12 protein-coding genes are annotated in these 13,209 nt (G+C 59.1%); 8 read left to right on the forward strand and 4 right to left on the reverse strand.

The window, feature by feature from the left end; genetic code table 11:
- Positions 1-256 precede the first annotated feature (256 nt).
- Positions 257-1,579 (forward strand): glycosyltransferase family 4 protein, encoded by a 1,323-nt coding sequence (locus K3759_RS18655; RefSeq protein WP_259986459.1) that lies wholly within the window; start codon positions 257-259, stop codon positions 1,577-1,579.
- Positions 1,580-1,601: 22 nt separating this feature from the next.
- On the opposite strand, the gene K3759_RS18660 is transcribed toward K3759_RS18655, so the two are convergent.
- The 4 genes from K3759_RS18660 to K3759_RS18675 form a co-directional block, all read right to left on the reverse strand.
- Positions 1,602-2,114: a transcription termination/antitermination protein NusG gene (locus tag K3759_RS18660; protein WP_259986460.1), complete on the reverse strand. Its 513-nt coding sequence runs from the start codon at positions 2,112-2,114 to the stop codon at positions 1,602-1,604.
- Between the two features lie 192 nt (positions 2,115-2,306).
- Positions 2,307-3,656, reverse strand: a complete 1,350-nt coding sequence (locus K3759_RS18665; protein WP_259986461.1) for a polysaccharide biosynthesis/export family protein — start codon at positions 3,654-3,656, stop codon at positions 2,307-2,309.
- 96 nt (positions 3,657-3,752) lie between these two features.
- Positions 3,753-4,373: a YjbF family lipoprotein gene (locus K3759_RS18670; RefSeq protein ID WP_259986462.1), complete on the reverse strand. Its 621-nt coding sequence runs from the start codon at positions 4,371-4,373 to the stop codon at positions 3,753-3,755.
- Entirely contained in the window at positions 4,370-6,505 is a 2,136-nt protein-coding gene (locus K3759_RS18675) for a YjbH domain-containing protein (protein ID WP_259986463.1), read from the reverse strand. The genes K3759_RS18670 and K3759_RS18675 overlap by 4 nt, the downstream gene beginning before the upstream one ends.
- A 177-nt stretch (positions 6,506-6,682) precedes the next feature.
- On the opposite strand from K3759_RS18675, the gene K3759_RS18680 reads away from it, so the two are divergent.
- The 7 genes from K3759_RS18680 (at position 6,683) to K3759_RS18710 (ending at position 13,207) form a co-directional block, all read left to right on the forward strand.
- On the forward strand, positions 6,683-7,465 hold the full coding sequence (locus tag K3759_RS18680) for a metallophosphoesterase family protein (RefSeq protein WP_259986464.1): 783 nt from the start codon (positions 6,683-6,685) through the stop codon (positions 7,463-7,465).
- Between the two features lie 145 nt (positions 7,466-7,610).
- Positions 7,611-7,976: a MarR family EPS-associated transcriptional regulator gene (locus K3759_RS18685; RefSeq protein WP_259986465.1), complete on the forward strand. Its 366-nt coding sequence runs from the start codon at positions 7,611-7,613 to the stop codon at positions 7,974-7,976.
- Between the two features lie 129 nt (positions 7,977-8,105).
- Positions 8,106-9,110, forward strand: a complete 1,005-nt coding sequence (locus tag K3759_RS18690) for an NAD-dependent 4,6-dehydratase LegB (RefSeq protein WP_259986466.1) — start codon at positions 8,106-8,108, stop codon at positions 9,108-9,110.
- Positions 9,111-9,137: 27 nt separating this feature from the next.
- The gene (locus K3759_RS18695) at positions 9,138-10,319 is read left to right on the forward strand and encodes a LegC family aminotransferase (RefSeq protein ID WP_259986467.1); all 1,182 of its coding nucleotides are present in this window, start codon (positions 9,138-9,140) and stop codon (positions 10,317-10,319) included.
- A complete protein-coding gene (neuC, locus tag K3759_RS18700; protein ID WP_259986469.1) occupies positions 10,316-11,461 on the forward strand; it encodes a UDP-N-acetylglucosamine 2-epimerase in 1,146 nt (381 codons plus the stop codon). Before K3759_RS18695 ends, neuC begins: the two co-directional genes overlap by 4 nt.
- Positions 11,454-12,554 (forward strand): N-acetylneuraminate synthase, encoded by a 1,101-nt coding sequence (neuB, locus tag K3759_RS18705; RefSeq protein ID WP_259986471.1) that lies wholly within the window; start codon positions 11,454-11,456, stop codon positions 12,552-12,554. The genes neuC and neuB overlap by 8 nt, the downstream gene beginning before the upstream one ends.
- A 17-nt stretch (positions 12,555-12,571) precedes the next feature.
- Entirely contained in the window at positions 12,572-13,207 is a 636-nt protein-coding gene (locus K3759_RS18710) for an acetyltransferase (RefSeq protein WP_259986595.1), read from the forward strand.
- The last annotated feature ends 2 nt before the right edge of the window (positions 13,208-13,209 follow it).

Raw genomic sequence — 13,209 nt, forward strand, 5'->3', positions numbered from 1 at the left:
TTACGAAAAGGGGAAGCTTACGGGTTTGGCGCTCAATAATATATAGTTGGGTTGAGGATGGTTGAGTGTTTTTCTGGGTCGCCACTATTGCGTGGGTTTCTGCTCAGTAGATTTGAAAAAAAACGAGCTGCTGTAGAGCAATCTGAGAGCGCGCTTTTGTCGAGTAAGTTTTTAAACATAGTTGCTTATATAAACACGTGCGCCGGACCGGCCATTGTCGCGACGGTAAAGTTTTGGCCAACAGGGGCATCGTATTTTGTTTGAAATTTGGATTTATCTAGCAACCTTTTCTATCAGCTTACTTATCAGTCTGTCCTTTATTGCATGGCCGACATTGCTCATGAGCCGCGAGCATATGGAGCGGGATCTCGCGGCCCCACAGGCCACACATACACGTCCCACGCCGCGCGTAGGGGGGGTGGGGATTGTTCTGGCTCTCGCGCTCGGGGTATTCTTGTACTTGGGTCAGCTTGGAAGTGATTTGGTAATCGCCCTGGCCGCTGGCGCAGTTGTGTTTTTGGTTGGGCTGCTTGAGGATATTCAGCGCAATGTGAGCCCACGTACGAGGCTTCTCGCGGCTTTCCTCTCTGCCGCGCTGGCAATCGGTGTCACCGGCGTTGTGGTCCCTGACCTTGGGCTGTTTCCCGGATCTTTGGCCCATTTAGTGGTTCCAGCGATTGCCATCACATTGCTATGGTCCGCCGGCACCTGCCATGCTTTGAACCTTATCGACGGATTGAATGGTCTCTCTGCACTTTATTCAATCAGCGCGGCTTTAGGGTTCTTTCTGATTGCGGGCTATACCGGTGACGTCGACGTCCAGATCGTTTCGGGATTGCTTATCGCTGCAGTCCTTGGATTTTTCGTTTTGAATTGGCCGATGGGGCGTATCTTTCTGGGCGATGCCGGTGCTTACGGCATCGGGCATATCCTTGCCTGGCTCGGAATTGTTCTCGTCGCACGCAATCCATCGGTGACCGGGGTCGCTGTTCTGCTTTTGCTGTTCTGGCCGGTATGCGACACGCTGTTTTCCATCATTCGCCGACGCTTGACCAAACGTGCGACGGACCAGCCAGACCGTTTGCATTTCCATCACCTTGCTGTGCGCGCTTTGCCATTGCTGAGCCGGCGCAATCGGCGCACACAGTTTGATAATTCAGTCGCAACTATCCTTTTGGTGCCGTTCTTTTGCGTACCTATGGCAACGGGCGTACTCCTGTGGAACCACCCCATAGCGGCAGCCGTCGCGCTGGCGACCTATATCGCTTTGTTTATGGGCACGTATGTCGCGTCGATGAAGTTCTTTAGGTCCCGCCGGTTCCGCCAGCCACTGAGACTTGTATCGCCCTCGCTTAATCGAAAAATACCTGAACGACAGATTTCGGCGTTTTCAGGTACCTATGCCTGTGACGGTGCTAACTTTGACGTTCAGATCTATAGAGATCATTCTGCTGTACGATGGACCTTGCAGGCCAGCGCTGCTGGAACAGGAATACTGGTGCTGAAAGGGAAGTTCGCAACAGACGCAGACGCCTATGGGCATTTCCTTCAGAGCGAAAAGCTCCTGAAGGCGGCTTGAGGGAACTGGATCAATTCGTCTGCTAAGCCTTAGTCACGTGGGCGCGTAGCAGCGAAGACCGAACCTCTCGTCCCATCAATTCAATTAAGACGCCGACCCGTTCGAAATCTGGAAGGGATTCGATATGCGTAATTAGGTCCATGAAAGGACCGGAAGTTACGCGAATTTGATCGCCAACTTCTAACGCATCGATCGGTGTCGCAAGTTCACTGGTATCACATCTGGCCCGTAGGCCGGCCATGAATTCACCGGGCAGGGGACGCGGTCGACGGGGGTCATTTAGAATCAGGCGTGAGACACCGCGGGTATTGTTAATCGCCGTCCAACCATTGGCACGCGGATCAAAGCTGACAAATAAGTATCCGGGGAACAGGGGCCGACGTTCCTGATGTGGTTCGCCTTGTCTGATCCGGGATTGAAGTATTTCCGGCGAGAACGTTTCAAAACCTTGACGCTGCAGATGCGTTCGTGCCTGCGTAAGTCCATGGGGGCGCAACTGCGCTACGAACCATTTCGAGTGGTTTTCTTCGGTCACTAGACGGCCTCCTCACCCATTTATCTTGCCATGGTCCGCGACGAGGGAGAAGTCAGTCTCATGGCAAGATTAGCTCGTGTGCGCTGTCCCCATAACAATAAGACTTTCCGGTGTGAACACCGGAAAGTCTTTGTCTTCGTGGGAATAATTGCCGCGGGCTAAGCCCAGCGGCCAAGCGATCCGTAAATGAGATTACTGAACTGAGCTTGCTACACTTGTAATCAGTGAAGGCGTGATCTGTGTTATCGCGCGATTCCAACGTGTTACAGGTTGTTCCGCGACAAATATGACATCGTTCGGCCGCAATTCCATCCGTGTGGCGAGGATGAGATTGGCGGCATTGCGTGCATCAAGGTTCCATGCGGTGACCGCACCGAACTCGCGCGGATTATCCGAGCCGCGTAGAACGTAAATCTGCGAAGGGTTGCCCGTTTGTGTATCGAACCCACCTTCAGAATAAAGCGCGTCCGCGAGCGTGACTGTTCGGCCGAACGGAAAGGTGAACCGCCCAGATTGGTTAACTTCTCCTGCGAGATAGGCGTAGTCGCGGTCTACAGCATCATTCGAGACCTGAGCTTCGAAGTTCGTACGGCTCTCTTGAAGCGCTGCTCTGCGAAGGTTCACGACAGCCTGCAACTCGCTCAGAGCTTGGCTGCGGGCCTGCTGGCGGAATTGTTGCACCGCGATCTGTTCTGCAAAATAGGCCTGAGCCCGGTCAAGCTGGTACTCGGTATCGACGAAGACGCTGTCGCCAGCGACGAGCCGCAATTTTTGCAGATCTGCGCGGCGGAGATATTCTTCGAGCGGGATCTGGAAAAGGTCGCCATTGCGGTAAAGCCGGATGGAGGCGTAATCCAGATCTGGTGTCTGGATGCCACCCGCGCTCGCGACGGCTTGGTCCAAGGTGAGAGGGGTAAGCGTGATCGGAATGATGGTCGGGTTGCCAACAGCCCCCCCGATGGACACCCGCTTCGAATTAAACTCAGCGATTTCCAGGCTGAAAGACGGGTCGATTTGCGCCTCGAGCAAGCGTTGGAAGAGCGCGGCTTCGGCCTCTTCGAGCGTAAGTCCCACGACCCGAACGCGGCCCACATCTGGAATGGCAATCGCGCCGTCATCTTGAACAGTATAGCCTTGCCGCCGGTTTTGTGCCGCGAGCAAACCGCTGAGTTCTTCAACGGTAGAAGCACCGCCCCGGGTGGCCAGGAGCAGCACGTCGCCAACACCAATATCATAGGTCGTGCTGGGCGGGGTATTTGGGACCCGAAGCGCAAGAGTGCCGGGCCGGGTCTGAATTTCCGACACGGGCGATGGCGTGGGGCCAGCGCCCCGTAGCCCGCCAGCACCGCCGGCCGTCTGGAAAAATACCGCGGGGAGCTGTTTCGGCTGATAGGTAGAGCTGTTTGCGGCCAGAACCGTTTCTGAGGTCAGGGGAACAATACGAACTTTGCTGCCAGCCTCTGACACCTTAGGAGAAATATAGGCGACACCGCAGCCGGTAAGAAGTGTCAGCGCAGAAACAGTGATAAGACGTTTGAACATTAAGGTACCTCTTGGGGAAACGGGTTGGCTGCAACTGACCTCTTGGAAAAGCTCACTATTGGGCCGCTCTAAGCCGCATTTTCTGGGTGTATGTGATTACGCCGGCTCCAGCGAAATATATCCGATCTGTGGACCGATCCACTGGCGCGATACGACGACGCGACCTGCTGACATACGGTAACGGTTTTCAAAAGTTTGATCGTTCCCATAGCAGGATTCAGTGATATTGATATTGCCGACATAATCGCAGATGAAGCTTTTGATGACAATCTGATCTTCGCCATCGAGATAGCGATGGATACGAACGGCGCTGCCCCCCTGGCGTAGGCTGGCAAGCACTTCCGAGACATTGGCGCTCATCAGATCAAACCCGAGGCCGCGGGTGCTGATCAGCACGCCTTGCCGCAAGTTGACCGATATTCCATCAGGGGTAACATAAGTGACCACATCCCTGTTTCGCCCCGCCTGAAGGAGAAGGGAGGTACGGTCTCCCTCCCCCAACTGAGCGACCATAAAAGGCCCATTGCCCAGCTGTGCGCGGACTTCAGGTGTCAGCTTTTGGCGGATCTGTTCGGCCGTCACTGGCGGGGCAGCAGGGGCGGAAAGCCCTTTGATGCCTTCGAGCACGGAGCCAAGCACCTGCTGTTCACCCTGCCGTGCACCACATGCGGCTGTGAGCGCCAGGATCGATAACGCGGCGATAAACTTCCTTTTCATCTCCAGAACCTGCCCCAGTTATCTTTCATTTCCGGTGTATGGTAACTGCGGACGCTATCATAAAGGCGATCTCGAACCTTCAGCCGTGCGCCACCATCCCGCGTCAAAGGTTGAATGACTGCCTTATAGGTGTCATCCGTTGGCTTTCCCAGAATGTGAGAAAGCGGCACGGTAAAGCGCAAACCTTTGTCAAAAGACCCTTCGCCGAAGTCGTCGAAAGAGACATCGGTGAGGGTTGCGTAAGCGCCCACGCTCCAGCCATTGGCGAAAACGCGGTCCAGTGTGAAGGTCGCCCCGTAGTCTCCGGCGAGATAGCGGCCCGCATCGACTTGGCCGAGATAGCCGTTCCCAAAATCATAATAGGCCGACAGATGGCCTGTCGCGACCTCATAGTCGCGGAACCCGAAGCCTTGATCAAAGTCACGTTGAACGGCGTAATTCACTTCTGCGCCCAAAGCGAGACGGCTTGCGACCGGCTTCCAGAGAACTTCGCTAGAGACCCCTCCGAACTGAGATTCAAGATAGCCAGCGGTGACACGGCCATAGAAGTCTTCGCCGGGGCGAAAGTAATGCGCCAGCGTTAGATGTTCGAGCGAAGTTTCACCCTCGCGCGCATAGAGCGCGCTTTCTGAGCGGACCCGTGGGATAACAGAATCCGATGGCCGATCGGCGTCGCCGATATTGCCAACCACACGCTGCTCGACGCTGCCCGAAACGAACCAGCCGGGCGCAATGTCATAGCGCCCTTGCAGACGCAGACCCGCGTTAACGCGCACCGGCTCATCCGGATCGAAATAGCTCGCGTTGAGATAAGGCCCTAAAGACCAAGTGAGCTTAGGATAGGTGTCCGCATCATAACTTGCGCCCTCTAGACTGTCCGCCGCATCTGCGATGTCTGCCCGCGCATAGCTCTGCCAAGCCCCGTCGGGGGCGTGCTCTAGGTTTTCAATGTCAGACCGGTTTAACGTGATCGCGGAGAGCGCAATCCCGTTCTCCACGGGCACAATGGTAAAGGTTTCTACCGAAGCGGGCAGGACCCTGGTGAGGATCCGGGCGCTGCGGCCAATTGCTTCTGGCCGCGCCAAATAACGGTCGTTGCGGATGTGAACTGTTGCAGCCTGTGCGCCGATCGTCATCGCTTCCAAAGCCATGCCATCGCTGGCAAGCAAGGCGTCGGTTTGCTTTCGCAGACTGGGTCTGACGCCCGCCACTTGCGTCCATCCAAGGTCCGATGCGGCCCCGGGGGCGCGCCGCTGAACCGGCAAAGGTGCGGTGCCCGTACCTCCATTGGCTGCGGGACGACGCGGGTTCGTGAGCAGGCTCACGGTGAAGCCGAGCTCTGACCCGTAAAGATAATGGGCTTGCAGGTTAACGTTGTCGCGGACCTGGTAGTCTACCCCAAAGTTAAAGGGCGATTTATGCTCGAACGAACCAGCCCGAGATTCACTCAGATAGGCATCTGAAGAATACTCAGCTTTCAGCGTAAGCTTGTCGGTAGCCGCCCATGCGACACCGCCGAACAGCGCTGCGTCGCCGCGAAACCATCCTGTGGCTTCAACTTCCCCGCCTCGTCCCACATCGCGATCAGGTCTGCTGTCAAACCGGTCGTCCAGAGCACCTAGCGGATTGGAGAAGCCTTTGTAACTTGCAAGGCGCCCCCAGCCGATACCGCCGCTGAAGGTCAGACGCGGAGAGAAAGATTTTGTGGCAACAATATATTCGCCGGAATAGACGCCGGTGCCGATGAAGTCTTGCAGGCCCACGGCGATGGCGGGGCGGCTGGGGGTTTCGTCGAGCACCCGGTAGCGCAGGTCGAAGGAGCGGTCGAAGAGGGCGCCACCAGTCGAAAAGTCCTCGATCTTGCTGTAGCGAAAGCTGCCCGCCAGGCGCGGTGTAATCTGAAAGCTAAGCGTCGAGCGCGCCGTGTTCCCGAACCTACTATAGGTGGCGGCAAGCTCAGCATCTTCGGCACTTTGAGCGGTGGGTATGTCGATCAACCCCACTGTGCCGTAGGTCGTATAGGAGGAACCCTGCGTCTGCGCCGCCGCTGGAAGCAAGACAATGCCAATGCCGATGATCGCGCGCTTTGTTCGGCGACGCGAGCCTCCCTTTTCACTGGGCGTGTCTGTCATGGGCATCCCTCCAATATTTTAAAGGGAATATCTGTCCCATGCCGCGGAGGCAACATCTCGTGGGATTTCACCCCGCATCCAAAAGCTCACATATCTTTGATGTGGCCTATCTGTCGCACTCAGGTTAAGGCGGGATTTCTGAACAAACCGAGATAAAGGTGACCTCTGGAGGCGGCTATGCGCGCGGGCATCACTTCGTGGCTTAAAAACTTAAAAACGCGCCCTCCGGCCGCTTTGGCCGGGAGCGCCGAAACCTATGCCCCCGACACCCCCTTTTTTGCGATTGGCGATGTTCATGGCTGCGCAGTCCAACTGGAAAAGTTATTAGCGGAACTGGACGGGATCGCCAGCGGTGAAGAGAATTTAGTCTTTCTGGGCGACTACATTGACCGAGGACCGCAGACGCGGGAGGTGCTCACGCGGCTCTATGATCTGAACCGAAGGATGCCAGGCAGGACCACCTGTCTCATGGGCAACCATGAGCGCATGATGCTCGATTTTATTGACGATCCTGCTGGTGATGGGTTGCATTGGCTCCAAAATGGCGGGTTTGAGACCCTCAAGAGCTTTGGCGTCTTGACAGTGCAGCATAGATTAGACAGCAGCACCTGCATCGGTTTGGCAAACCGGCTAGAGGCTGCCCTGCCGCGCGGCATGCAAGAATGGCTGCGCGCTCTGCCCCTGCAGTGGTCGAGCGGCAATATGCACTGTGTCCACGCCGCCATGTCCCCACGGCGCGCACCCCACGTTCAGCGCGCACAAACATTGCTTTGGGGGCATCCCAATTTTTTAAATACCGCGCGGGAGGACTCATCTGTTGTCGTTCATGGCCATACCATCGTAAAGCAAGCGGGCCTGTCGGCGAGCCGCATCTCTCTCGACACCGGCGCCTACCGAACCGGTCGCCTTAGCGCTGCGCGAATTTCGACCGGCGCCTGCCAATTCATTGAGGTGCAGTGACGGCTGTTTGAGGTTCTGATTTTCTTTAGATTGTCTCTTCCATTCCCCAAGCGGTATATATATGCGTTCACCCGTGAACGGTCCTCCGTTCGCGCCGGAGTTGCTTCGAGCGACCTCTGGTGCGGTAGCCGTGGCGCGAGAGGCGATGACGAGACCAATTGATGAAGATACCCGCTTTCGAGTGATGCGCGCGCTAGAAGCTGACCCAAAGCTTTCGCAGCGTGAGCTGGCGCGGACTTTGGGCATCAGCCTTGGGATCGTCAACTATTGCCTGAAGGCATTGGTTGAAAAGGGCCAAGTGAAAGTCGGTAATTTTCGCGCCTCCGACAATAAGCTCCGCTATGCCTATGTGCTGACACCGCGCGGGGTGCTGGCGAAGGCGCGGCTCACGAAGAATTTTCTGAAGCGCCGCATGGCAGAACATGAAGCGCTGGTCGCGGAAATTGAGGCGCTGCAAGAAGAGCTTGGCGCCGAGACGACGGGGCAGGGGGCCCCTGAGAAGCTCCGATAGTTTGTGTTATCAGGCGTTTTCTGGAGGGCACGAGCCGGACAGAGGCTTATAGCCTTCAAGGCATGATGGTGCGCAAGTGTTTCAAGTTCGCGTCAGTTTGTTTGTATGTTCAAAGGAGCATCTGAAATAATGAGCAATAAAAGAGTTCTCGTTACTGGGGCCGACGGTTTCATCGGATCCCACTTGACCGAGGCACTGGTGCGCGCGGGTTACGAGACCCGCGCCTTCGTGATGTACAACTCGTTGAACTCTTGGGGCTGGCTGGATCGCCCCGCTGAGGACGTGAGGGGCAATTTCGAGCTTGTCGCGGGCGACATTCGAGACCCGCATGGCGTGGCCAATGCGATGGAGGGCTGCGATGCGGTGCTGCACCTGGCGGCGCTAATTGCCATTCCCTTCAGCTACCATTCGCCGGACAGCTACGTGGCGACGAATATCACCGGTACGCTAAATGTGCTACAGGCGGCGCGCCGGCTGGGCACAGAGCGGGTGATTTCTACCTCGACTTCGGAAACTTATGGTACCGCGCAATTCGTGCCGATCACCGAGGAGCATCCGGTCAACGGGCAGTCGCCCTATGCCGCCACCAAGGTGGCGGCCGACCAGCTGGCGCTTTCCTTCCAGAAGAGTTTTGGCACGCCAGTGGCCGTACTGCGCCCGTTCAACACCTATGGCCCGCGCCAGTCCGCCCGCGCGGTAATTCCGACGATTATCAGTCAGATCGCCGCCGGAGAGCGCAAAATAAAGCTGGGCGCGCTGCATCCGACGCGCGACTTTACCTTCGTGCATGACACGGCGCGGGGCTTCATTCAGGCGATGGAATGCGAAGCCTGCGTCGGCGAAGCTACCAACATCGGCTCGGATTTCGAGATCTCGATCATGGACACGGTTAACCTGATCGCGGAGTCCATGGGTGTCGAGATCGAAATCGTGTCCGACGAACAGCGCATGCGCCCCGCCGACAGCGAGGTCGAACGTCTGTTCGCCGGAGTCGACAAGGCCCGCCGCCTGTTCGGCTGGGCGCCGGAACATGGCGGCCGTGAAGGCTTTGCCAAGGGGATCGTAAAGACTGCCGAGTGGTTCCAGAACCCGGTCAACCTCGCGGCTTACAAGAGCGGCCAATACAACGTCTGACGCGAGTTCCGGGCGTAGGAGTGATATATGGATATTGCAGAAGAATTGGTGCGGCGCATCCGGGGTGTGATCGGAACGCGAGAATCTTTCGTACCGCTTCACGTGCCGGAATTCCACGGCCGCGAGCGCGAGTTGCTGCTCGACTGCATCGATACGGGCTGGGTCTCTTCGGTGGGCTCCTACGTCGATGCCTTCGAGGCGGAGGTGGCGCGGTTGTCAGGCTGCGCGTATGGCGTAGTAGTGGCTAATGGCACCGCCGCCCTCCAGATTGCGCTGATCATAGCGGGGGTTCAGGCTGAGGATGAGGTGCTGGTCCCGGCGTTGACCTTCGTCGCCACAGCGAACGCAACCCGCCATCTCGGCGCCGTACCGCATTTCGTCGACAGCGCCTATGACACGCTGGGCATCTGCCCGCTGCGGCTGCGCGCGCATCTTGAACAGGTGGCCGAGGTCCGCAACGGCCAGACATGGAACCGCCGTACCGGGCGGCGCATCACCGCGGTGGTGCCGATGCATGTCTTTGGCTGCCCAGTCGACATGGATGGGCTCGATGCGGTGGTGGCCGATTGGCCCATGGTGGTCGTCGAGGACGCCGCCGAGAGCCTCGGCAGCACCTACAAGGGACATCCGTGCGGCAGTCTCGGGACCGTCGCGGCGGTTAGCTTCAACGGCAACAAGATCGTCACCACCGGCGGCGGCGGCGCGATCGTCACCGACGACCCGGCCCTAGCCAGACGCGCCAAACACTTGACCACCACGGCCAAAATACCGCACAAGTGGGCGTTTCTGCATGACGAGGTGGGCTTCAATTACCGGATGCCGAATCTGAACGCGGCACTGGGTGTCGCGCAGCTGGAACAGCTGGACACACGGCTGGCGCATAAACAACACTTGTTCTACGCCTATGCGCAGGCTTTCCTTGGCCTCCAAGGGGTAAGCCTATTCCACGCGCCCGAAGGTTCGGTGTCGAACAATTGGTTGGTGACGCTGGTGCTGGACCCCGCCCGCGCCGGCGACCGCGACCACCTGCTAACGGTCCTAAACGACGCGGGCGTCATGACCCGCCCAATCTGGACCCTGATGCACCGCCTGCCGATGTACCAAGACGCGCCGCGCGCCGACCTCACGCAGGCTGAGGATCTGGAGGCGCGCGTGGTCAACATCCCGTCGTCAGCTTATCTGGGCTCACGGGAGGGCACGGCCGCATGAAGGTACTCGCCGTTTCCGGCACCCGTGCCGACTGGGGACTGCTCCAGCCCGTGTTGACGCTGTTGCGCGACGATTCCCGTTTCACGCTAGAGATCCTCATCACCGGTCAGCACCTGATGGGGGGCAGCACGTCTGTTGATGTCATCGGGGCGGCGGGGTTCAACGTCAGCCATCGTGTCGACATGGGGCTGGCCGAGAGGGACGACGACGCTGCACTCTGTGCAGCCATGGGGCGGGCGGTGGCGGGCGTGGGTGCCGCTTTGGCGGAGGCGCGGCCCGACATAATGCTGGTGCTGGGCGACCGGTATGAAATACTCGGCGCCGTAACGGCCGCGCTGCTGTCGAAGGTGCCGGTGGCGCATATTGCGGGCGGCGATGTGACCGAGGGTGCGTTCGACGATTCCATTCGACACGCTATGACCAAGATGTCGGCGCTACATTTCACCACAACCGAGGAGGCGGCGATCCGCGTCCGCCAGATGGGCGAGACCCCAGGCCATGTTTTTGTCACTGGCAGCCCGGGGATTGATCAGGTTCTGGCGATGCCGCGCATGGAACGCGCCGAGTTCTTTGCCAGCGTCGGGCTGAAGCCGCAGGAAAAGAACTTCGTAATCACTTTGCATCCGGCGACATTGTCGGGGGTCAATGCCGCCATTGCGCGGGAGATGCTCAACGCGTTAGGCGCTTGGCCGCAGGCTGGGCTGATCTTTACCGGCTCAAACGCCGATCCCGGCGCGGCGGAACTGGACGCTATGGTTCAGGCCTACGTCTCCGGGCGCGACAACGCGGTGTTCCATACCTCGCTGGGTTCAGCGCGCTATTTTTCGGCGCTCACGCATTGCGACCTTGTGCTGGGTAATTCCTCCAGCGGTTTGTACGAGGCGCCGAGCTTCGGGATTCCCACTATCAACATCGGCGATCGGCAGGCAAGGCGGGTGCGCTCGGCCTCAGTGATCGACTGCGCGCCTGAGGCGGGCGCAATCCGCGCTGCCATCGACACGGCTCTGGCAGGCGATTGGTCTAGCGTGACCAACCCCTATGGCGACGGTCAGGCCGGGCCTCGCATTTTGTCCCACCTTGCTGCCGTGCAGGATCCAGCGGCGCTTATTTGCAAATCCTTCAAGGACATTACCCATGGTTGACCCCCTGACTACAAACCGGACGCTCATCATTGCCGAGGCCGGGGTGAATCATAACGGAGACTTGGGACTGGCGCTGGAGTTGGTGGACAAGGCCGCCGAAGCCGGGGCCGATTACGTCAAGTTCCAGACCTTCAAGGCCGCGAAACTGGCCAGCGCTGGTGCGAAGAAGGCCAACTACCAAATCCGCACAACAGATGCGGCTGAAAGCCAGCTGGCGATGCTGCAACGTCTCGAACTCTCGGTTGCCGATCACCAAACTATTATGGCACGCTGCGCCGAAAAAGGCGTGCGGTTCCTGTCGACGCCTTTCGACCTAGATAGCCTTGCCCTGCTGACCGAGACCTTTGCCCTCCCGGAAATCAAGCTCGGCTCGGGCGAACTGACCAATGCGCCGTTGCTGCTTGCCGCGGGCAAGTCCGGGGTGAAGATCATCCTGTCAACTGGGATGGGCAGTTTAGCGGAGGTCGAGGAAGCGCTCGGTGTTCTGGCCTTTGCAATGTGCCGCGAAGCCGATCCGAAGGGCCGCGCCGATTTCGCCGAGGTGCTGCTGGATCCCGCTGTCTGGCCGGTTTTGGCAGAACAGGTGACGCTGCTGCATTGCACGACGGAGTACCCGGCGGCGGTGGAGGATACGAACCTTCGCGCGATGGAGACCATGCGCCGTGCCTTCGGGGTTAAGGTCGGCTATTCCGATCACACCGTCGGCGAGGCGGCGAGCTTTGCGGCCGTGGCCCTAGGGGCCAGCGTGCTGGAGAAGCATTTCACGCTGGACCGCACCCTGCCGGGGCCGGATCACACCGCCTCGCTGGAGCCGGACGAACTGGTCTCACTGGTGAACGGCGTGCGGGTGGTGGAACGCGCATTGGGTACCGGCATCAAGCAACCCGGAGCCGCAGAGGTGGCCAACCGAGCCGTGGCCCGCAAGAGTCTTCTTGCCGCGCGCGACCTGCCGGAAGGGCATGTTCTGTCACTGAAGGACATCTCGGTGAAACGGCCCGGCGATGGGATGTCGCCTATGGCGCTGTGGGAGATGGTGGGCCAAGTCACCACCTGCGCCGTGGCGGAGGGTAAGGCGCTGGGAGTCTACCCGTGACAGAGGGCGTCGCGCTGGTGCTTTTGGGGGCGGGTGGACATGCGCGTTCCCTGCTAGGGCTGCTGGCTGCTCGCGGCCAGTACGTTAAGGGTTGCATCGCGCCCGTGGTCCCGGGGCCTGGTTGGCCTAGGAACTGCCCCTGGCTCGGCGACGATACCTCGCTGGGCCGGCTGGACCCGTCACAGATGGCGCTAGTCAACGGGCTGGGTTCTGTCGGGTCGACGGCGCTGCGGCGTAAGGTCTTCGATGAGGCGCGGGCGCGGGGTTATGCCTTTCCGCCAGTGCTACACCCCTCAGCGATCTGGGGGGATGACGTGACGCTGGCTGAGGGCGCACAGGTGCTGGCGGGCGCGATCCTGCAGGCCGGCGTCACGGTCGAGGAAAACGCGCTTCTGAATACCGGCTGCATCGTCGACCACGAATGCCGGATCGGGGCCCATGCGCATCTTGCGCCGGGGGTCATCCTGTCCGGTGGTGTGACTATCGGCAGCGGTGTACACGTTGGCACGGCTGCGGTGGTGATTCAGGGCATACGCATCGGTGAGGGCGCCATTGTCGGCGCCGGGGCCGTCGTGACGAAGGATGTGGCGCCGAGGGTGATGGTCGTGGGCAATCCGGCCCATCCCATAGACCGTCGATTGCAAGAAGGGTGATT

The sequence above is a fragment of the Sulfitobacter sp. W027 genome (assembly GCF_025143985.1).
Taxonomy (GTDB): domain Bacteria; phylum Pseudomonadota; class Alphaproteobacteria; order Rhodobacterales; family Rhodobacteraceae; genus Sulfitobacter.